This is a genomic window from Croceibacter sp. (assembly GCF_002716225.1).
Lineage (GTDB): Bacteria > Bacteroidota > Bacteroidia > Flavobacteriales > Flavobacteriaceae > Croceibacter > Croceibacter atlanticus.
Genome location: NZ_PAZX01000013.1, coordinates 399,231 through 419,646 on the forward strand (window position 1 = coordinate 399,231; position 20,416 = coordinate 419,646).

Annotated in this window: 20 protein-coding genes; 15 read left to right on the top strand and 5 right to left on the bottom strand. The window is 34.1% G+C overall.

The annotated features are described in order from the left end of the window. Positions 1–49 precede the first annotated feature (49 nt). Entirely contained in the window at positions 50–1,126 is a 1,077-nt protein-coding gene (locus tag CL818_RS11630; RefSeq protein WP_272973493.1) for an anhydro-N-acetylmuramic acid kinase, read from the bottom strand. A gap of 79 nt (positions 1,127–1,205) precedes the next feature. Here CL818_RS11630 and CL818_RS11635 point away from each other — a divergent pair, with 79 nt between their 5' ends. The 6 genes from CL818_RS11635 to CL818_RS11660 all read left to right on the top strand — a co-directional run bounded on the left by CL818_RS11635 (position 1,206) and on the right by CL818_RS11660 (position 7,767). Beyond that, complete coding sequence (locus tag CL818_RS11635; RefSeq protein WP_013187081.1) at positions 1,206–2,348, top strand: acyl-CoA dehydrogenase; 1,143 nt, start codon at positions 1,206–1,208, stop codon at positions 2,346–2,348. Positions 2,349–2,472: 124 nt separating this feature from the next. Next, positions 2,473–3,036, top strand: a complete 564-nt coding sequence (locus CL818_RS11640; RefSeq protein ID WP_272973492.1) for an RNA polymerase sigma factor — start codon at positions 2,473–2,475, stop codon at positions 3,034–3,036. Then, positions 3,023–3,793, top strand: a complete 771-nt coding sequence (locus tag CL818_RS11645; protein WP_272973491.1) for a hypothetical protein — start codon at positions 3,023–3,025, stop codon at positions 3,791–3,793. The genes CL818_RS11640 and CL818_RS11645 overlap by 14 nt, the downstream gene beginning before the upstream one ends. Before the next feature lie 77 nt (positions 3,794–3,870). Further along, positions 3,871–4,962 (top strand): porin family protein, encoded by a 1,092-nt coding sequence (locus tag CL818_RS11650; RefSeq protein ID WP_272973490.1) that lies wholly within the window; start codon positions 3,871–3,873, stop codon positions 4,960–4,962. Positions 4,963–5,060: 98 nt separating this feature from the next. Further along, positions 5,061–7,034: a DNA primase gene (gene dnaG / locus CL818_RS11655; protein ID WP_272973489.1), complete on the top strand. Its 1,974-nt coding sequence runs from the start codon at positions 5,061–5,063 to the stop codon at positions 7,032–7,034. 166 nt (positions 7,035–7,200) lie between these two features. After that, complete coding sequence (locus CL818_RS11660; protein ID WP_272973488.1) at positions 7,201–7,767, top strand: hypothetical protein; 567 nt, start codon at positions 7,201–7,203, stop codon at positions 7,765–7,767. 217 nt (positions 7,768–7,984) lie between these two features. Here the strand turns inward: CL818_RS11660 and CL818_RS11665 are convergent, their stop codons facing one another. Together CL818_RS11665 and nadE are read right to left on the bottom strand one after the other, a co-directional pair. After that, entirely contained in the window at positions 7,985–8,617 is a 633-nt protein-coding gene (locus tag CL818_RS11665) for a response regulator (protein WP_272973487.1), read from the bottom strand. A gap of 91 nt (positions 8,618–8,708) precedes the next feature. Beyond that, positions 8,709–9,500, bottom strand: coding sequence for an NAD(+) synthase (nadE, locus tag CL818_RS11670; RefSeq protein ID WP_013187074.1), 792 nt, complete (start codon positions 9,498–9,500; stop codon positions 8,709–8,711). Between the two features lie 162 nt (positions 9,501–9,662). Between nadE and gldB the strand changes: the two genes are divergently transcribed. Both gldB and gldC read left to right on the top strand, forming a co-directional pair. Continuing rightward, on the top strand, positions 9,663–10,625 hold the full coding sequence (gene gldB / locus CL818_RS11675) for a gliding motility lipoprotein GldB (RefSeq protein WP_272973486.1): 963 nt from the start codon (positions 9,663–9,665) through the stop codon (positions 10,623–10,625). Continuing rightward, positions 10,625–10,960: a gliding motility protein GldC gene (gldC, locus tag CL818_RS11680; protein ID WP_013187072.1), complete on the top strand. Its 336-nt coding sequence runs from the start codon at positions 10,625–10,627 to the stop codon at positions 10,958–10,960. Before gldB ends, gldC begins: the two co-directional genes overlap by 1 nt. 22 nt (positions 10,961–10,982) lie before the next feature. Here gldC and yihA read toward each other — a convergent pair whose 3' ends face one another. Together yihA and CL818_RS11690 are read right to left on the bottom strand one after the other, a co-directional pair. Continuing rightward, positions 10,983–11,591: a ribosome biogenesis GTP-binding protein YihA/YsxC gene (yihA, locus tag CL818_RS11685; protein ID WP_272973485.1), complete on the bottom strand. Its 609-nt coding sequence runs from the start codon at positions 11,589–11,591 to the stop codon at positions 10,983–10,985. A 48-nt stretch (positions 11,592–11,639) separates the two neighbouring features. Further along, a complete protein-coding gene (locus CL818_RS11690; protein ID WP_272973484.1) occupies positions 11,640–12,404 on the bottom strand; it encodes an alpha/beta fold hydrolase in 765 nt (254 codons plus the stop codon). Positions 12,405–12,696: 292 nt separating this feature from the next. Here CL818_RS11690 and mraZ point away from each other — a divergent pair, with 292 nt between their 5' ends. The 7 genes from mraZ to murD are packed head-to-tail and all read left to right on the top strand — an operon-like array spanning position 12,697 to position 20,412. Beyond that, complete coding sequence (gene mraZ, locus CL818_RS11695; RefSeq protein ID WP_041240939.1) at positions 12,697–13,164, top strand: division/cell wall cluster transcriptional repressor MraZ; 468 nt, start codon at positions 12,697–12,699, stop codon at positions 13,162–13,164. Then, positions 13,151–14,047 carry a 16S rRNA (cytosine(1402)-N(4))-methyltransferase RsmH gene (rsmH, locus tag CL818_RS11700; RefSeq protein ID WP_013187068.1) on the top strand — a complete coding sequence of 299 codons (897 nt, stop codon included), beginning with the start codon at positions 13,151–13,153 and terminating at the stop codon, positions 14,045–14,047. The genes mraZ and rsmH overlap by 14 nt, the downstream gene beginning before the upstream one ends. Positions 14,048–14,070: 23 nt before the next feature. After that, positions 14,071–14,388: an FtsL-like putative cell division protein gene (locus CL818_RS11705; RefSeq protein WP_013187067.1), complete on the top strand. Its 318-nt coding sequence runs from the start codon at positions 14,071–14,073 to the stop codon at positions 14,386–14,388. 8 nt (positions 14,389–14,396) lie between these two features. Continuing rightward, positions 14,397–16,385: a PASTA domain-containing penicillin-binding protein gene (locus CL818_RS11710; protein ID WP_013187066.1), complete on the top strand. Its 1,989-nt coding sequence runs from the start codon at positions 14,397–14,399 to the stop codon at positions 16,383–16,385. Further along, complete coding sequence (locus tag CL818_RS11715) at positions 16,382–17,842, top strand: UDP-N-acetylmuramoyl-L-alanyl-D-glutamate--2,6-diaminopimelate ligase (protein ID WP_272973483.1); 1,461 nt, start codon at positions 16,382–16,384, stop codon at positions 17,840–17,842. Before CL818_RS11710 ends, CL818_RS11715 begins: the two co-directional genes overlap by 4 nt. Further along, complete coding sequence (gene mraY / locus CL818_RS11720) at positions 17,842–19,074, top strand: phospho-N-acetylmuramoyl-pentapeptide-transferase (protein WP_272973482.1); 1,233 nt, start codon at positions 17,842–17,844, stop codon at positions 19,072–19,074. The genes CL818_RS11715 and mraY overlap by 1 nt, the downstream gene beginning before the upstream one ends. Continuing rightward, entirely contained in the window at positions 19,075–20,412 is a 1,338-nt protein-coding gene (murD, locus tag CL818_RS11725; RefSeq protein ID WP_286973135.1) for a UDP-N-acetylmuramoyl-L-alanine--D-glutamate ligase, read from the top strand. It abuts the gene before it with no gap. Positions 20,413–20,416 lie beyond the last annotated feature (4 nt).

Consider the following 20,416-nt stretch of genomic DNA (forward strand, 5'->3'; position numbering starts at 1 on the left):
TTACAAATATAAAAAACTGGAGGCTCTGCAATTACAATTTAATACTTTTTTAAGGGTTGAAAATTATTCCTGAAGAATGGTCTGTTGAAGCACCTGTTACACTCAATAAAACATTAATTTCATTGCGAATTCTTAAAACTCCTAACAACGCAAACACCAATGCCTCTTTGTAATTTATTAATTCATCATCTGGTAAATGCAGTTTTGAGTTGCAGTGATTTGAAATTCTATCTATTAGCCAACCATTAAAAGCACCACCACCAGTGACTAAAACATCTAGACTATTAGTTGATGTTTTGGTATTGTTTAAAGATTTACCTATTTGCTGTGCACAATGCTCTGTAAAGGTTGCAATCTTTTCTTCTGTAGAAATATTATAACTTTCAATAATCGGCAGTATAGTATGATTTACCCATTCTACACCAAGAGATTTTGGTGGTCTTTTATTGTAAAATGAAAGTGCATTTAACTCATTAAGCAATTTTGTGTTTACAGGATGCTGTGAAGCAATTTTGCCATTATCATCATAAGGCAACCCTTTTTTATTTGCGTAAAAATTAAGTATAGTATTTACAGGACATATATCATAAGCCAAACGAACATCGTTTACTTCTTGAGAAACATTAGCAAAACCTCCTAAATTAAGACAATAGTCATAGCTTTTAAACAATAACCTATCTCCTATTGGCACAAGTGGTGCGCCTTGGCCTCCAAATTTAACATCTTGAACCCTAAAATCGCAAATAACAGTTTTGTTTAGCTGTGTTGCTAAAGATTGTAAGTTCCCTATTTGTAAGGTATAACCGTTATTTGGCTCGTGCTTAATTGTATGACCATGAGAACAAACGGCATCAATTCCCTCTAAAGTATTTTTAGCTATAAATTCATTTATAATCTTAGAAAGGTAAACTGTATAAGAGGTATTTAAAGCCTCCATATCTTTAGCTTTATATGATATAGCTTCTTTTAGTTTTGCCTGCCAATTATCTGGATAAGGTATAGTAGTAGCTGTGTTAATTTTAAAACTCCATACATTAGTTTTCGTTAAAGTTACAAGTGCAATATCTACACCATCTAGCGAGGTTCCACTCATAACTCCTAAAACTTTATACTCTTGTTTTGCCATATGCGTAAAAGTAATATACAATTTTGAGAAAACGTTTGCGAAAACCTATCTTTGCAATCCTTTTTAAAACTAAAAATCAATGGATTTTAAACTTACCGAAGAACACCTAATGATTCGCGATGCTGCTCGCGATTTTGCAAAACAGGAATTACTACCTGGCGTAATAGAACGTGATAACAAACAGGAATTCCCTAAAGAACAAGTAAAGAAGATGGGAGAACTTGGCTTTTTAGGAATGATGGTAGATCCTAAATACGGCGGTGGCGGTATGGATACTGTTTCTTACGTGTTAGTTATGGAAGAGTTATCTAAAATAGATGCATCTTGCTCTGTAATTGTTTCTGTAAACAACTCTTTAGTTTGTTATGGCCTACAATCTTATGCCAATGAAGAGCAAAAAGAAAAATATCTTACAAAATTAGCAACCGGCGAAAAACTTGGTGCATTTTGTTTGAGCGAGCCAGAAGCTGGTAGTGATGCTACATCACAACGCACAACTGCTATAGATAAAGGTGATCACTATTTATTAAATGGTACTAAAAACTGGATAACAAATGGTGGCTCTGCAGACTATTACCTAGTTATAGCACAAACAGACAAAGACAAAGGACACAAAGGAATTAATGCTTTTATCGTTGAAAAAGGATGGGAAGGTTTTGAAGTTGGTCCTAAAGAAGATAAGTTAGGTATTAGAGGAAGTGATACGCACACACTTAACTTTAACGATGTAAAAGTACCAAAGGAAAACAGGATTGGTGAAGACGGCTTCGGTTTTAAGTTTGCCATGAAAACATTATCTGGTGGTCGTATTGGTATAGCTGCTCAGGCTTTAGGTATTGCATCTGGTGCTTATGAGTTAGCTAAAAAATATAGTAAAGAGCGTGAAACGTTTGGTACTAAGATCATGAATCACCAAGCAATTGCGTTTAAGTTAGCAGATATGCACACAGAGATTGAGGCTGCTCGTCTGTTAGTAATGAAAGCTGCAAAGGATAAAGACAATGGTGATAACTACGATCTTTCTTCTGCTATGGCAAAACTTTACGCATCTCGTGTAGCTATGGAAACTACTGTTGAGGCTGTACAGATTCACGGTGGTAATGGTTTTGTAAAAGAATACCACGTTGAGCGTTTAATGCGTGATGCAAAAATTACTCAGATTTACGAAGGAACTTCAGAAATACAGAAAATTGTAATCTCTAGAAGCATACTTAGAGACTAATATTTTTCAATATAAATACTACAACCCGAAGGTTTTACAAAAAATCTTCGGGTTTTTTTATACCTTCAGGCAACCTTTTTAAAACATCTCGCGTCTATATAAATAGAAACCAATCACAGCACGTATGAAAGTCATTACACTGTTTAAAAATGAAACACAACTTATAGAAAAAGCGATGCGCAATCATCGTGGTGCTCAAAAACACCTGTATGAGAAGCACGCTCCTAAAATGCTTAGTGTTTGCAGACAGTACATTAAAGACTTACAATTTGCAGAAGATGTGATGTTAAAAGGATTTTTTAAGGTGTTTAACAACTTAAGCAGTTTTAAAAATGAAGGCAGTTTTGAAGGTTGGATAAGAAAGATTATGGTGCGTGAAGCAATTTCTTTTTTAAGAAAGCAAGACAAGTTAAAGTTTTCTGAGGATATGAGTACAGAGTCCCAAAATAGTATAGATCCTATTGAAAGCGATTTGCAAGTTACCCACATTCAAAGTATGATAGACCAGCTACCAGAAGGTTACAAAGCCGTTTTTATTCTTTATGCTGTTGAAGGTTACAAACATCAAGAGATAGCAGAATTACTGAAAATTAGCCAAGGGACATCAAAATCACAATTGTTTAAAGCACGAAAAATGCTTCAAGAACAATTAAACACTACAAAACAGACCAGTTATGGCACCAATTAAATTTGAAGAACATATAAAGGAGTCTTTAGAAAAGAGACGTATTGAGCCGAGTTCAAAAAGTTGGGATGCATTAAGTTCTCAATTAGATGATAGCTCAAAAAAGAAATCGCCAATTTGGCTTTGGATGGGTGTTGCAGCAAGCTTTGCTGGATTGGTATTTTTAGCTACCACATTTTTCAACTCAACCAACAATACTGTTTCTACAGAACATAATATTGTTGAAACTACTGTAAATGAACAAGACAGCAAAACTAAAACAACTGATAGTTATAAAGAAAGCAAGGAAGCTACAACAATAGCCGAAGAGACTACCATTACACCAACAATTAACACTAATACTAAAAAAGTTTCAACGCAATCTAAACCTAAAGCTTCTCAAAAGTATGATATCGCTATTAACGAACCTCGAAACCCTAACACTACTAAACAATCTAAAGAAAGTTCAATAGTTAATGAAACCGAAGCACTAACTGAGATTGCATTACAAAAACCTAAATTTCAATTTGAAGAGGTAAGTGAAGATATTGCTTTAAACAATGAACTTACAGATGAGCATATAGAAAACCTTCTTAAAGCCGCAAGTGCAAGAAACGCTAACAAGACGAAAAACGAAAACTTAAGTGTAGACCCAAGCGCACTGCTTAGTGATGCAGAAATTCAAGTCGAGAGAACTTTTCGAGAAAAAGTATTTACAGTAATTAAATCTGGCTTAGAAGAAGTAAAATCTTCAGTAGTGACCAGAGCACAAAAATTTTAATCATCAATCAAACTTATGTAGGGCTATTTTAACGCCTTGTTAGAGTAGCCTACATAAAACTTAAAACCTAAACCATTATGAAAACCATGACTTTCATCGCGTTAGCGATTAGCCTGACCTTTGTCCAATTTGTAACAGCACAAGAGACAGAGCAGCCACAAAATGTAAAAGAGACCATCGCACTTTTAAATGCTGAAAAAGAAATTATTGAAAATGAGGAAAAAGAAGCATTAAGAGTTGAAATTGAAGCCATCATGAAGCGCTATGAAGATGGTGAGATAACTCAAGATGAATCTATAAAATTAAAACAAGAAGCTGCAGAGCGCAGAGCTCTTAATATTGAAAATAGAAAAACAATAATTGCAAATAAAATTGCGCTTATAGAACGTAATGGGATTGCAAACGATACTTTAAAAGACAACGGCTACACCTTAAGCATTGGCCTTGGCACTTTAGATAGAGACGACAACACACGTGTATTTGGAATACAGTATAAAAACAACAATAAAGTAAAAGACACCACTCATCATGATGTTCGCACCTTTTCAGAATTTGTTCTTGCCACTAGTTTTATGTACAGTAGTGTAAACGACCAATCTTTATCAAATTCACCATACGACGTCTCAGATTCTGGATCTTTCGAATTAGGAATTTCTTGGAACACAAGAGTCTTTAAGAATACAAACTTTTTAAGATTTAAATATGGATTATCATTTGTTTGGAATACCTATAGCTTAGACAACAACAATTATTTTGTGGTTGATGGTAACCAAAACAACATCGTAGAGTTTTCTGAAGACCTAGATAAATCTGAATTAAGACTCACCAATCTTGTTGTACCCTTGTTTTTTGAATTTGGACCATCCAAGAAAACCATTGAAAACGGTGTAACAAGCTACAACACACTACATAAAGTGAAATTTGGTATAGGTGGTTATGGCGGATTTAATATTGGCAGTATGCAAAAACTAAAATATAAAGTAGATGGTGACCGCGTTAAGACTAAAGAAAAAAGAGATTTTAACACCACAGACTTTGTTTATGGTCTTAGTGCATATGCAGGTTATGGCGGATTTAGCCTTTATGCAAAATATGGTTTAAATGATACATTTACAGATAGCACATTACAACAAAACGACTTCTCAATTGGATTGAGAATAGATTTTTAAAAGCAATGATTTAGCCAGTTATTATGAATTAAAAACCCTTCAAGTCTTCTAAAACCTGAAGGGTTTTTCTATGTTTGTACTACTTAAATTTTTAACTCTTGATTTCACAAAATACCATAGCCCAAGTATTTGAAACCGCTCGTGTAGAAGAGGTTATAGGTGATTTTGTGCAACTTAAAAAGTCTGGCTCTAATTTTAAAGGCTTAAGCCCATTTACAGATGAGCGCTCGCCAAGTTTTATGGTGTCTCCTGTAAAACAAATATGGAAAGATTTTTCAAGTGGTAAAGGAGGAAGCGTGGTTACTTTCTTAATGGAGCACGAGCACTTCTCCTATCCAGAAGCTATAAAGTATTTAGCTAATAAATATGGCATAGAAGTAGAAGAAACAGAACGCACAGACGAAGAGAAAGAACAAGCAAGTGAAAAAGAAAGTATGTATTTGGTAAATGAATTTGCCAAAGATTACTTTAATAACATGCTTACCAAAACCGATGAAGGCAAAGCTATTGGCCTTAGTTATTTTAAGGAGCGCGGCTTTAGCGAAGACACCATAAACACATTTCAACTAGGGTACTCACCAGATTCTTGGGAAGCTTTTACTACTGAAGCAATTAAGAAAGGCTATCAATTAGAGTTCTTAGAAAAAACAGGGCTTACAATTGTAAAAGAAGAAAAGCAATTTGACAGATTTAAAGGTAGAGTCATGTTCCCTATTCGCTCTATGTCTGGTAGGGTTTTAGGTTTTGGCGGTCGTATACTGGATAATAATAACAAAAAAGCTGCAAAGTATTTAAACTCACCACAAAGTGAGGTTTATGATAAAAGTAAAGTATTGTATGGTATTTACAATGCTAAGCAAACCATTGCTAAAGAAGATAATTGCTACTTAGTTGAAGGTTATACAGATGTCATTCAATTTAACCAAAGTGGTATTAAAAATGTGGTATCTTCTTCTGGTACTGCGCTCACACCAGAGCAAATAAGACTCATAAACAGACTCACCAAAAATATAACAGTCCTTTTTGATGGTGATGCTGCAGGAATGCGTGCCTCTATAAGAGGTATAGATTTAATCTTGGAGCAAGGCATGAACGTAAAGGTGTGTACCTTTCCAGACGGTGAAGACCCAGATAGCTTTGCCAAAAACAATACCGAAGAAGACCTTGTACTATACTTAGAAGAAAACGCAAAGGATTTTATTAATTTTAAAGCATCTCTTCTTGTTGAAGACTCTAAAAATGATCCTGTAAAAAAAGCAGGACTAATTAGAGATATGGTTACCAGTATTTCTAAAATACCAGAACCTATACAACGTGAGGTTTATATAAAAGAAACTTCCAGAATAATGGATATTTCTGAAGAAGTCTTATTCTCATCTCTAGCACAACTCTCTGCAAAAGAAACCAAAGACAATTCAAAAAAAAACCAAGGCAAAAGCTACAAGCAGTCTTTTGAGGTTGTAAAAGAACCAGAGCAGCAAAAAGTTGTTATTAATAGGCTATATGAATTAGAGCGAACTATTATTAGCCTCCTTTTATTATACGGAACTTTAGAAGATGATTTTGAAGAACTGTATTTAGCAGAAGATGATGATGGCCATCCTAAACTTGAAGCAGATACTCAAAAACTAAAGGTGTTCGAAAAAATTTATCTTGATCTTCAGGAAGATGAAATTGCTTTCGCTAATTCAAATTTCCAGACACTTTATAATCTTATTATTAGCAAACTCAACTTAGAATCTGAGCTTAAAATTGATGCGTTCATTAATGAGATAGATCCAGAACAAGCTAAAGAAGTAACCTCTATCCTTATGGATGATGAACAACATGTTTTGCATGATTGGGAGCGTAAAGAAATTTTTGTGAGAGATAAGAAAGAAAGTATTGCCCAACTTGTTAGCGAAACCATATTATCGCTTAGGCAGCATTTGGTAAAACTTCAAATTTCTGAACTTATGAGCAGTTTAAAAAATGCCGACTCAGAACAGGATAACAGCGAAATACTTCAAGATACCATGGATTATAAAGGACTAGAACTTTTATTATCTCAAAAACTAAATAGAGTCTTATAGCCTTGTTGTGGCACATTAAAATGAACATCCGAATAGACATTAAAAATCTTATAATTTTCTCGCTTGCATTCATTTTGTTAATGCAATCGGAACAGTCAGTCACGAATACGGTCATATAACTGCAGCCAAAATTTTAGGCTATGAAACTACTCTGCATTACAGAAGTATGAACTATGATAGTAGCGAATTAAATGATAAACTAATCCAAATTTATAACAAGTACGAAACTGAAATAAAGAATAATCTTAATTTTGAAAAGCGGACTGAATACGAAACTGGAATTGAAACATTAAAATCAAACGGACTTCTAATAACCATTAGTGGACCTTTACAAACAATATTTACAGGAATTATAGGCTTGATAATATTAATTTGGTGCAGAAAACAAATACATCAAAATGGATTGAAAATAATTGATTGGCTGGCTGTTTTCTTGTCTTTATTTTGGTTAAGAGAATTTTTTAATCTTGCAATGTCAATTGGTCATGAAATCATTTCACCAAATGGAACTTGGTTTGGTGGCGACGAAAAAAATATCTCTCAAGGATTTGAAATATGGTCAGGCACTTTTCCAATTATATTGGGATTACTTGGATTGCTAATATCAATATTTGTTATCTTTAAAATCATTCCGAATAAAATTAGATTGACATTTATATTAAGCGGATTTATAGGTGGAATAATCGGATTTATTTTGTGGATGAATATAATCGGCCCGGAATTAATATCGTAAAAATAAAGTACCACTACAACGTATAAAACAATAGGGCAATTTGTTCTTAATCTAATGTTTCAGGCACTTTTTTAAGATTACTAAATTTTTAAATTTGGATTATTGAGGGAAAAAGATAATAAGAAAAATTTGATTTGTGTTAATCCGAAAAGTTAATGCCTTTTTACACGCTACGTTTCATACACAAATCCGTTACTTGCAACCTAATTAAAAATCTTTAGGAAAGCTCCAACATTTTAGACTGCTTAATTAATCCAGCGACACTATCTACATTTAGCTTTTTTTGCAAACGTGTTTTATAGGTACTCACTGTTTTCTCATTAATTTTTAGCATTTCAGCAATATCTTTATTCTTTAAACCTTTTGAGATAAAATTAAGCACCTCAATCTCTCTACTTGAAAGAGCTCTATATTTAGAAACGACACCTGTTTTAGAGCTAGATTTAGAAGATATTTTTTCGCTTATAACCTTACTTAAATAAATGCCACCTCTAGCAACCTGATCTATAGCTGTTTTAATTTTCTTTAAAGACTTACTTTTGTTTATGTAACCCGAAGCACCAAATCGTATTGCACTTAATGCATATAACTCTTCTGGCTGGTGGCTAAAAATTATTATTCTAACCTCTGGATTATTTTGTTTTAGGGTTTTTATTATAGATAAACCACTTGAGTTTGGCATATCTATATCCATAATAATAATATCTGGAGACTTTAAGCTTATATGGTTCTTAAGTTCATTTTCATCATTAGATTTTGCTACAATTTTATAAGCTTCATCTTTTTTTAAAATGCTAGCTAATCCTTTAATAACAATAGGATGTGAATCTGCAATTAAAACATTCTTCATTTAACGTGGCTTTAGGATCTCACAAATAAAGCCGCAATAAAAACGTTGTAAATAAATCCTACTAATGAAATTAAATCTAATCGATAAAGTGCTAATTTTTTAGATGTAAGGGAATTTCACAAACTGGAATTGGCAACATTTTATGAAGATTGTTCCTATTATATCGTGAATAGATATCAAAAACCTCTTTCTGTCTTCCTACAAAGTCATCAGTAGTTTTTCCGGATTCTTTCATTTCCATAGCCCATTCTAACTCGTCGTAATTAGCACCAATTTGGTCTTCATCACTTCTACTGTCGCCATATAAGCCATCTGTTGGTTTTGCTACCATAATAGAATTTTGAACTCCTAACAACTCAGCTATCTCATAAACTTCGCTTTTCAACAAATCTGCAATAGGGCTTAAGTCTACGCCGCCATCACCATACTTTGTATAAAAACCTACACCAAAATCTTCAACTTTATTTCCTGTACCTGCTACTAAATACCTGTGTAATCCTGCAAAATAATACAATGTAGTCATTCGTAACCTAGCTCTAACATTGGCTAAGGTTAAATCAAGTTGATCACTTGGCTCTGCAGCGGGCAATCCTGTTTTAAGAGTCTCAAAAGTCTCTGTAAGATTCACCTCTACATTGGTAACATTTGCAAATCTATTTTTTAGTTGTGCAATATGCTCTTGCGCTCTGGTAACCTGACTTGGTGCTTGGTGAATTGGCATTTCAACACATAATGTTCTTAAACCTGTCATTGCACAAAGTGTAGACGTTACTGCAGAGTCTATTCCGCCACTTACACCTACAACAAAACCATCTTGTTTCGCGTTAATTGCATAATCTTTTAACCAGTTTACAATATGGTCTATTACTTTTTGAGATTTCATAGGTTTATTTTAAATATTATAGTGCCTAAGCATTTTATTTTCAAATTATTAGAAAAGATTAAAAATCAAGAAAATTTAAATAACGAAAAGCATAAGTCTTCATATCTTAACTATAACTCAATTTGTACCTTTGCAAACAAAAATAAGTCATTGAACTTAGGAATGAAAACAAAACTAACATCCCTTATAATCTTACTTTTCATAGTTGTGTCTTGTAATACAGATTGCACTGTTAATAAAGATATCTCCAATATACCAATGGATGTTGAAGTTGTAAGATTTGACAAAGCTTTTGCTGAAGCAACTACAGAAGATTTACCACAACTAAAAACAGCATTTCCAGAACTGTTTTCATCTCGTATTCCAGATAGCATTTGGGTAAACAAGATTAATGACACTTTACAAAATGAGCTTGAGTCTGAAGTTATTAAGACCTTTCCCGATTTTATTGAAGAGACTAATGATATAAGCACTTTATTTAAGCATATTAAATACCACTTCCCTGAATTTAAGAAGCCAACTGTAATAACTGTCACATCTGATGTTGATTACAGAAATAAAGTTATTGTTGCAGACCGTTTGCTTTTAATTGCTTTAGATAATTATTTAGGCACAGACCATCGTTTTTATGTAGGAATTCAGGAGTATTTAAAAGACAATTTTAGGAAAGCACAAATTGTCCCAAACATTGCTCAAGAATATGCAAATCAATTAGTACCCAGACCAACTAGCCGAACATTTTTAGCACAGATGGTATATTACGGCAAGTTACTTTACTTGCAAGATGTTTTTTTACCTTGTACAAATCCTAATGAGAAAATAGGCTATTCTAAAGAAGACTATCAATGGGCGTTAGATAACGAGGAACAAATTTGGAGGTATTTTATTGAAAAGGAACTTATATACAAAACAAGTAATAAATTACAGGAACGCTTTATAAACGAAGGTCCTTTTTCCAAATTTTATCTTCAATTAGATGCAGAAAGTCCTAGTAAATTAGGCCAGTATATAGGCTGGCAAATTGTAAAACAATATATGGACAAACATCCTGTAAGCTTAAAAAAGCTACTTATTACAGATGCTGAAACAATTTTTAAAACTTCAAAATACAAACCAAAGAAATAATGGCTAACAAAGTATCAAACATTAATATACAAGTAGAGGTTGATGAAAATCACGTACCAGAATCCCTGAATTGGACAGCTGAAGATGGTGGTGTTAAAGATGAAGAAGCTAAAGCAATGCTGCTTAGTATTTGGGATAGTAAACAACAAGAAACACTTCGTATAGATTTATGGACAAAAGATATGCCTGTAGATGAAATGAAAAAATTTTTTCACCAAACATTAGTAGCAATGAGTGATACATTTAACAGAGCTACACAAGATGAGAAGATGACAGCTACTATGAAAGATTTCTGTGATTACTTTGCTGAAAAACTTGAACTTAAAAAAGAGTAATTTAGTAAGGTGGCTTATAAATTTAACCTTGGGTTTTTAAGCTTTCATTTATAGTATCAATATACTCTAAAACCTCTTCAGCACCTGTTTTGTGTAAAGAACTGGTGGTAAAATACTCTGGCATTTCTGCCCAGGTTTCCATCATTTTTGAACTATAAACTTTAAAATTTCGGTCCCATTCACCCTTCTTAAGCTTATCTGTTTTGGTAAAGATTATAGCAAACGGAATTGAGTTTGTACCGAGCCACTCCATAAATTCTAAATCAATTTTTTGGGGCGCGTGTCTACTGTCTACAAGAACAAATGCACAAACAAGCTGTGATCGTTTTACAAAGTAATCTGTAATAAACTTCTGGAATACTTTTTTGGTTTTCTTACTGGTTCTAGCATAACCATAACCTGGCAAATCTACCAAATACCATTCATCATTAATTATAAAATGGTTTATAAGCTGTGTCTTTCCTGGAGTACTAGAAGTTTTTGCCAACTTCTTATTATTGGTCATCATGTTTATTAGTGATGATTTACCCACATTACTCCTTCCTATAAAAGCATATTCAGGAAGCTTGTCTTGAGGACATTTATCAACATCACTATTGCTAATTACAAATTTGGCAGTATTTATCTTCATGATTCAGAACGTTCTAAATATTGAAACAGATGTGTTTTAATTTAAGAATTAAAACTTACGCGCTTCTAACCAAGAGTTTAAAATACTATTAAATTCATCTGGGTGCTCCATCATAGCAGCGTGACCACATTTATCTATCCAAAATAAATCAGAATCTGGTAATAGTTTATTAAAATCGACAGCTACTTCAGGTGGCGTAACATTATCGTTTTTTCCCCAAATAATACACGTAGGAGTCGTCATATTTGGTAAATCTTTAGCCATATTGTGACGTATTGCACTTTTAGCAATTGCTAAAGTCCTAATAAGTTTATTACGGTCATTTACAACTGCATAAACCTCATCAACAATTTCTTTTGTTGCCACTTTAGGATCATAAAATACATTTTCAGCTTTCGCTTTTATGTACTCATAATCACCACGTTTAGGGTAACTTTCACCCATAGCACTTTCATAAAGCCCAGAGCTACCAGTTATAACTAAAGCTTTAATTTTTTCAGGATAAAGTTTGGTAGCCAATAAAGCTATATGACCTCCTAAAGAATTACCAAGCAATATCACTTCCTCATAACCTTTAAAATCTATAAACTCTTTTATAAAGTCTGTAAACTTACTCACCTTAGTTTTAAGGATAGGCATAGAGTATAGCGGCAGCTGTGGTATCACCACTTTATAACCTTTGTCTGGAAAATAGTTCTGAACACCTTCAAAGTTGCTCAAGCCTCCCATCAATCCATGCAGAATGATAATTGGCGTGCCTTCTCCAATCTCTAGGTATTCAAATTTTCCTTCAGTTTTAAGTTGGTTATCCATTAATAATATCGCAGTTAGAAGTGGCAAATATACGCATTCTGTGCAATTCGAGGCGCTACTTGTTTTTTGAGTTGAGAAAGTTTAGCATAATGTCTGATTTTGAGATATTTCCAATTTCACCTCCCACTTATAAACCCTATGTTAATAGCTTTTCAACAAACTGCAACACAGCATTTTAACAGGTGTTTAAACAAATTTACATCAATAAAACACAGACAACTTATTAACAATGTGGTAAAAAGTGGTAAAATGTGGTAATAATTTTTATATTTTTGAAGTTATAGTTTAAGACGTGGTAAATCTCATCGGAACATATGAATGTAAGGCAGATAGCAAAGGGCGCTTAATGGTTCCTGCTGCCCTCAAGAAGCAACTTTTGCCGTTGCTTCAGGATGGCTTTGTCATAAAACGTTCTGTTTTCGAGCCATGTTTAGAGCTTTATCCTATGGAAGAGTGGAATGCCATGATGGCAAAAGTGAATAAGCTTAACCGTTTCCGTAAGAAAAACAATGATTTCATTCGTCGTTTTACAGCTGGTGTAAAAACTGTGGAAGTAGATGCTAATGGAAGATTACTTATCCCTAAAGACCTATTAGGTTTTGCAGGAATCACTAAAGAGATTGTCTTAAACTCTGCTATTAATATTGTGGAGATTTGGGATAAAGATAAATATGAAACTGCCATTGAAGATGCTACAGGTGATTTTGCCGATTTAGCTGAAGAAGTAATGGGACAAGACGAAGAAGATGGAATATCATAACCCAGTTTTACTACACGAAACCGTAGATGGTCTCAACATTAAGCCAGATGGTGTATATGTTGATGTCACATTTGGTGGTGGTGGTCACAGTAAAGAAATCTTAAACAGACTTGGTCCTAACGGAAAATTATTTGCATTCGACCAAGATCAAGATGCTTTAGAAAATGCACTGGAAGATGACAGGTTTACACTTATACCACAAAATTTTAGATACGCTAAACGTTTTGTACGTGTTCAAGGTTACAAAACTGTAGATGGAATTCTTGGAGACTTTGGAGTATCGTCTCATCAATTTGATGTCGCAGAGCGAGGTTTTTCAACCAGGTTTGACAGTAGGCTTGACATGAGGATGAATCAAAATGATGCACTTAGTGCTTATGAGGTGGTAAACACCTACGAAGAAGGAAAATTAAGACAAGTGTTGTCTCAATATGGAGAGTTAAGAAACGCACCTAAGTTAGCTCGTGCAATTTATGGCGCAAGAAAAGATACGCCTATTGAAACAAGTGAACACTTAAAGGAAGTTATAAATAGTTTTTTACCGCGCGGTAAGGAGCACAAAATGTTAGCCCAAATATACCAAGCAATAAGGATAGAGGTAAACCAAGAATTAGAGGTTTTAAAAGAATTTTTAAAACAAACCGAAGATATGCTTACTACTGGAGGTCGCTTAAGTCTTATCTCCTATCATTCGTTAGAAGACCGCTTAGTAAAACGCTATATAAGAAGCGGTTTGTTTGAAGGTGAGCCTGAAAAAGATTTTTATGGAAATATCGAGGTTCCATTTAAGAAAGTCGGAAAACTAATAGTACCCAATGCTAAAGAAATAGCAACTAATAATAGAGCACGTAGTGCAAAATTAAGGGTTGCAGAGCGTCTTTAATTTAAAGACCGAGAGATAGAGTTATGAGTAACAAAATGTATGACATATTAAAAGGAACGTTTTTAATAAACGATGATGCCATTAAAAACTGGCAGTTTATCCTGTTCTGTACAGTTTTAGCAATTGTAATGATTGCTAGCTCTCACAGTGCAGAACGCAAAGTTCATACTATAGCTAAACTCAATAATGAGGTAAGAGAGTTAAGAAGTGAATTTGTAGATGGTCGCTCTAAATTAATGGATATGAAAATGGAGAGCACCGTAACAAGGAAAATGGCAGGCAGAGAAATTAAACCTTCATTAACGCCGCCTTATAAAATTAAAGTGAAGGCAAGAGACTAAAGGTAAATATGACAAATGAAAAGAACATATTAAACCGATTATATTTTGTAGCAGGATGTATGTTCATCTTTGCTATCCTTGTCGCGTTGAAACTTCTCAACATTCAATTTATTGAAGGTGACAAATACAAGGATCTTGCAGAAAAGAAAACCACAAAGAATTTTATTATACCAGCAAACAGAGGTAATCTATATGACGCCAATGGTAATTTACTAGCCACATCTGTTCCTAAATATGACATTAGGTTCGATGCCGTAACTGTAAAACAAGATGTCTTTGAAGCTAATGTAAATGACCTTTCTCAGGAACTTTCTAAACTTTTTGGTAAGCCAGCATCGTATTACAGCACCAACTTAAGAAAGGCTAGAGCAAATAAAAACAGGTATTATTTAGTGGCCAGAAACCTTGGCTATTCAGATTATATTAAAGTAAAAAACTTTCCGCTATTTAAACTTGGCGCATTTAAAGGTGGTTTTATTTCTGAGCAAAGAACTGTTAGAGAACATCCCTTAGGAAAAATGGCGGAACGCACGGTTGGCTATGAGCGTGTAGATGAAAAAGGCTATTACACTCGAGTAGGATTAGAAGGCGCATTTGGTCCTTATTTAAGAGGTAAAGAAGGTAGAAGGCTAAAACAAAAAATAGCTAAAAACCAATGGAAACCTATTAGCGATGCCAACGAGGTAGAACCGCGTGATGGTATGGATGTTATTTCGACTATTGATGTAAACATACAAGACATAGCACATCATGCGCTTTTAGGGCAATTAGAAAAGTTTGAAGCAGATCACGGTACTGTTGTGGTTATGGAAACAAAAACAGGAGAGATAAAAGCTATGTCTAACCTTGGCCGTACAAGCTCTGGCAAGTACTACGAAAAATTAAATTATGCTGTTGGTGAGTCTCACGAACCTGGATCTACATTTAAATTAATGGCAGTTGTTGCTGCATTAGAAGATAAAGTTATCGATTCTTCAACTGTAGTTGATACGGAAAAAGGAAGAATTAAGTATTACGACCGTACTGTATACGATTCAAAATGGGGTGGCTACGGAAAAATTTCAGTTGCAAGAGCTTTTGAATTGTCTTCTAACACAGCATTTTCAAAATTCATTTATCAAAACTACAAGGATAACCCTAAGCGCTTTATTAACAGACTTAGGAATATGGGACTTGACAAAAAATTAGGCTTAGAAATAAAAGGTGAAGGCGCTCCAATATTACCAAGTCCAGATGATAAGAATTGGTACGGTACAACATTACCTTGGATGGCTTTTGGCTACGGAGTATCTATGACACCATTACAAACACTTACATTTTACAATGCGATTGCAAATGATGGTGAAATGGTAAAACCAAGATTTATAAAGGCCATAAAAGAATGGGATAAGACAGTTGAGGAACACCATAGAGAGGTAATAAATAAAAGTATTTGCTCTAAGGAAACCGCTAAACAAGTACAAGAAATGATGGAGAACACTGTCATAAGAGGTACTGCAGATAATATTTACGAAGAACGCTTTTCAATGGCTGGTAAAACCGGTACGTGTCAAGTTGAATATTGGAAAAAGCCAGGACAGTATATCTCTTCTTTTGCTGGATACTTTCCTGCAGAAGATCCTAAGTATTCTTGCATCGTAGTTATACATAAACCTAAAAAAGAAATTGGCTACTACGGTAACATTGTAGCTGCGCCTGTTTTTAAAACTATAGCCCAAAAGATTTATACAGACACTCCTGTTACAGATGAGGTTGAAACTATAAATGTACAACACACCTCTGTAGAAGAAGAATACAACAGCTATTACAAGACTGCCCAAACGTATAAAACCATAATGCCAGATTTAAGAGGCTTGCCAGCTATGGATGCCGTTTCCTTATTAGAAAATATGGGAATGCGTGTTCAAATAAGCGGTACTGGCTCTGTAAAATCTCAATCGGTTAACAAAGGCACAAAACTAACTCCTAACCAAACCATAACCCTCATATTAAGTTGATTACACTAAAAGACATATTATATAGAGTATCTATTAACAAAGTGATTGGTAATACAAACGTAGCCATAACAAATGTTGAGTTCGATTCTAGAAAAGTATCACTTAATGATGTCTTTGTAGCAACGCGTGGCACAGTGTCAGACGGCCATGAGTATATTAAGAATGCAGTAAATCAAGGTGCAATTGCTATTGTTTGTGAAGAACTCCCAAAAGACACCGTTAACGGTGTTACATATGTTAAGGTTCAGAATGCACAACAGGCTTTGGCGTTTATGGCATCTAATTTTTATGAAAATCCTTCAGAGAATTTACAATTAGTAGGTGTTACGGGTACAAATGGCAAGACCACTATTGCTTCACTACTCTATCAACTTTATACTAAAGCAGGCTTCAAGGTTGGTTTACTTTCTACAGTTAAAATAATGGTGGGCAATATTGAGCATAAAGCAACACATACTACACCAGACTCATTAACGATAAACAAGTATCTGTCTAAAATGACAGATACTGGCTGTGAGTACTGTTTTATGGAGGTTAGTTCTCATGGAATTGCTCAACACCGCACAACTGGATTAAAATTTACTGGTGGTATTTTTACTAACCTATCACACGACCATCTAGATTACCATAGCACATTTGCTGAATATCGTGATGTTAAGAAAAAATTCTTCGATGAGTTACCATCTTCTGCTTTTGCACTTACCAATGCAGATGATAAGAATGGTATGGTTATGCTTCAAAATACAAAGGCTAAAAAAAGGACCTACGCGTTAAAATCTATAGCAGATTATAAGGCGCAGATATTAGAGAATCAATTTAGCGGGTTATTATTAAAGCTGAATAACAACGAACTATGGAGCAAACTCATAGGTAATTTTAATGCCTATAATCTCTTGGCAATCTTTGCTACTACAGAGTTATTAGGTATGCAAACAATGGAGTCCCTTCGGTTAATAAGTGAGTTAGAATCTGTAAATGGACGCTTTCAATACCTTATTAAAAATAAGATTACAGCAATTGTAGATTACGCACATACACCAGACGCTTTAAAAAATGTTCTGGAAACCATAAATGCCATCCGCACTAAAAATGAAGAGCTTATTACTGTAGTTGGTTGTGGTGGAGATAGAGATGCTACTAAACGTCCTAAAATGGGTCATATAGCTTCAGCATTAAGCACCAAAGTTATTTTTACTAGTGACAATCCTCGTACAGAAGACCCAAACAAAATTATAGAAGCTATAGAGTCTGGAGTTGAACCACAACACTTTAAAAAAACACTTTCGATAGCAGACAGAAAACAAGCCATAAAAACGGCTTGTTCATTTGCTAAAGAAAATGACATAATACTAATAGCCGGAAAAGGTCATGAAACGTACCAAGAAATTAATGGTGAACGTACAGACTTTGATGATTTTAAAATTGTAAAAACCCTACTAACACAACTGAATAACTAATGCTATACTATCTTTTTGAATATCTAGAATCAGAATTTCAGCTTACAGGAGCTTCAGTATTTGGGTTTATCTCATTTAGAGCAGCAATGGCTATCCTTATGTCTTTAGCTATCTCAACTATTTATGGTAAAAGTATTATAAACTACTTATTAGCTAAACAGGTTGGCGAATCTGTTAGAGATTTAGGGTTACAAGGGCAATCTGAAAAGGCAGGAACACCTACAATGGGTGGTTTTATCATCATTCTTGCAACGTTAATACCTGTAGTGCTATTAGCTCGATTAGACAATATTTATGTAATACTCTTAATAGTAACCACACTTTGGATGGGAACTATTGGTTTTATAGACGATTATATTAAAACCTTCAAAAAAAATAAGGAAGGCTTAAAAGGCAAATTTAAAGTTATAGGACAAGTAGGATTAGGAATTATTGTTGGAGCAACAATGTTTTTTCATCCAGATATTACCATAAAACAAGAGGTAGTAAACCCTAAGAATTCTCAAGAATTACTAACTCAAAACTTACCTCAAGAATTTAGGGAAGAAGAAAAGTCACAAAAGACAACTATTCCTTTCTTTAAAGACAATGAGTTTGATTATGCCGATTTAATTACTTGGATAGATCCTGGTTATGCTAAATATGCGTGGTTAATATTTATACCCATTGTAATCTTTATTGTAACTGCTGTATCTAATGGTGCAAACTTAACAGATGGTATAGATGGTCTCGCTGCTGGCTCTTCTGCCATAATTGTCCTCACATTAGGGTTGTTTGCTTGGGTATCTGGAAATATTATTTTTTCAGATTACCTCAACGTCATGAACATTCCAAGAACTGGTGAAATGACAGTGTTTATTACTGCATTTGCAGGTGCATTAGTCGGTTTTTTATGGTACAACACATTTCCTGCACAGGTATTTATGGGAGATACCGGAAGCTTAACCATTGGTGGTATTATAGCAGTATTAGCAATTGCTACACGAAAAGAATTATTAATACCTGTATTGTGTGGTGTCTTTTTAATTGAAAATCTATCTGTAGTAATGCAAGTAGGCTGGTTTAAATACACCAGAAAAAAATATGGTGAAGGCAGACGCATTTTTCTAATGAGTCCATTACACCATCATTATCAGAAAAAAGGACAGCACGAAAGTAAGATTGTAGTTCGCTTTTGGATTATAGGAATTTTATTAGCTGTCATAACAATTGTCACACTTAAATTAAGATAAATGGCTAAGAGGATTGCCATACTTGGTGCTGGAGAAAGTGGCGTTGGTACAGCTATACTGGCAAAACAAAAAGATTACGAAGTCTTTGTTTCAGACTTCGGTAAAATAACTGAAACCTATAAAGACGTTCTTGAAAATTTTGAGATTGAATGGGAAGAAAACCAACATACAGCATCTAAAATTTTAAATGCAGATGTGGTAATGAAAAGTCCTGGTATTCCAGACAAAGCGCCAATTATAAAACGACTAAAAGATAACAAGGTTGCTATAGTTTCTGAAATTGAATTTGCTTCAGAATTTACAAATGCAACAATAATTGGAATTACTGGAAGTAATGGCAAGACAACCGTAACACGTTGGACACATCATATTTTAAAAGAAGGTGGTTTAAACGCTTCTGTTGGTGGTAACATAGGAGACAGTTTTGCAAAACAAGTTGCTGTAAATCCTAGTGAACATTATGTATTAGAACTTAGTAGTTTTCAGTTAGATGACATTAAGAATTTTAGACCTCATATTGCAATTATCACCAATATCACACCAGATCATTTAGATAGATATGATTATGATTTCAGCAAGTATGTAGCTTCAAAATTTAGAATCACAATGAATCAAACAAAAGATGACTATTTAATTTATGATGCAGATAATGAAGCTATTAATGATTATTTAGAAGCACATACCATTCAACCAAAACTAGTGCCATTTTCAACTACAAAACCATTGAAATACGGTGCTTACATAGAACACAACGAACTGATTATTAACATTGACGAAAACAAAATACATATGCCAATTGACTCACTAGCCCTAAAAGGCACACATAACCAGAAAAACGCAATGGCATCTTCGAGTGCTGCTAAAATGCTTAAAATTAGAAAGCAAACTATTAGAGAAAGCTTAGCTAATTTTCAAGGTGTAGAGCACCGCTTGGAGCACGTTTTAAAAATTAATAACGTTAACTACATTAACGACTCTAAAGCCACTAATGTAAATGCTACGTTTTACGCATTAGAGAGTATGTCTAGCGATACGATCTGGATAGTTGGCGGTGTAGACAAAGGAAATGACTACAGCCAGCTTAACGCTTTGGTGAATGAAAAGGTTAAAGCAATAATCTGCCTTGGCGTAGACAATCAAAAAATACTGAAAGCTTTTAATAACTGTGTAGATATTATGGTTGAAACTCAATCTATGAGTGAAGCTATTAAGATTGCATACAAAATTGGTGAACGTGGTGATGCTGTGTTATTATCACCAGCGTGTGCAAGTTTTGATTTATTTAAAAACTACGAAGACAGAGGAAGACAATTTAAAGAGGCTGTACGTCTTTTATAAAACA

Coding starts and splice junctions, on each gene's coding strand:
- mraY (WP_272973482.1), top strand. CDS start 17,842: ATGCTATACTATCTTTTTGAATATCTAGAATCAGAATTTCAGCTTACA.
- rsmH (WP_013187068.1), top strand. CDS start 13,151: ATGGAATATCATAACCCAGTTTTACTACACGAAACCGTAGATGGTCTC.
- yihA (WP_272973485.1), bottom strand. CDS start 11,591: ATGAAGATAAATACTGCCAAATTTGTAATTAGCAATAGTGATGTTGAT.
- CL818_RS11650 (WP_272973490.1), top strand. CDS start 3,871: ATGAAAACCATGACTTTCATCGCGTTAGCGATTAGCCTGACCTTTGTC.
- CL818_RS11640 (WP_272973492.1), top strand. CDS start 2,473: ATGAAAGTCATTACACTGTTTAAAAATGAAACACAACTTATAGAAAAA.
- CL818_RS11665 (WP_272973487.1), bottom strand. CDS start 8,617: ATGAAGAATGTTTTAATTGCAGATTCACATCCTATTGTTATTAAAGGA.
- CL818_RS11660 (WP_272973488.1), top strand. CDS start 7,201: ATGAACTATGATAGTAGCGAATTAAATGATAAACTAATCCAAATTTAT.
- CL818_RS11690 (WP_272973484.1), bottom strand. CDS start 12,404: ATGGATAACCAACTTAAAACTGAAGGAAAATTTGAATACCTAGAGATT.
- CL818_RS11710 (WP_013187066.1), top strand. CDS start 14,397: ATGACAAATGAAAAGAACATATTAAACCGATTATATTTTGTAGCAGGA.
- murD (WP_286973135.1), top strand. CDS start 19,075: ATGGCTAAGAGGATTGCCATACTTGGTGCTGGAGAAAGTGGCGTTGGT.
- CL818_RS11705 (WP_013187067.1), top strand. CDS start 14,071: ATGAGTAACAAAATGTATGACATATTAAAAGGAACGTTTTTAATAAAC.
- CL818_RS11630 (WP_272973493.1), bottom strand. CDS start 1,126: ATGGCAAAACAAGAGTATAAAGTTTTAGGAGTTATGAGTGGAACCTCG.
- CL818_RS11635 (WP_013187081.1), top strand. CDS start 1,206: ATGGATTTTAAACTTACCGAAGAACACCTAATGATTCGCGATGCTGCT.
- nadE (WP_013187074.1), bottom strand. CDS start 9,500: ATGAAATCTCAAAAAGTAATAGACCATATTGTAAACTGGTTAAAAGAT.
- gldC (WP_013187072.1), top strand. CDS start 10,625: ATGGCTAACAAAGTATCAAACATTAATATACAAGTAGAGGTTGATGAA.
- gldB (WP_272973486.1), top strand. CDS start 9,663: ATGAAAACAAAACTAACATCCCTTATAATCTTACTTTTCATAGTTGTG.
- CL818_RS11645 (WP_272973491.1), top strand. CDS start 3,023: ATGGCACCAATTAAATTTGAAGAACATATAAAGGAGTCTTTAGAAAAG.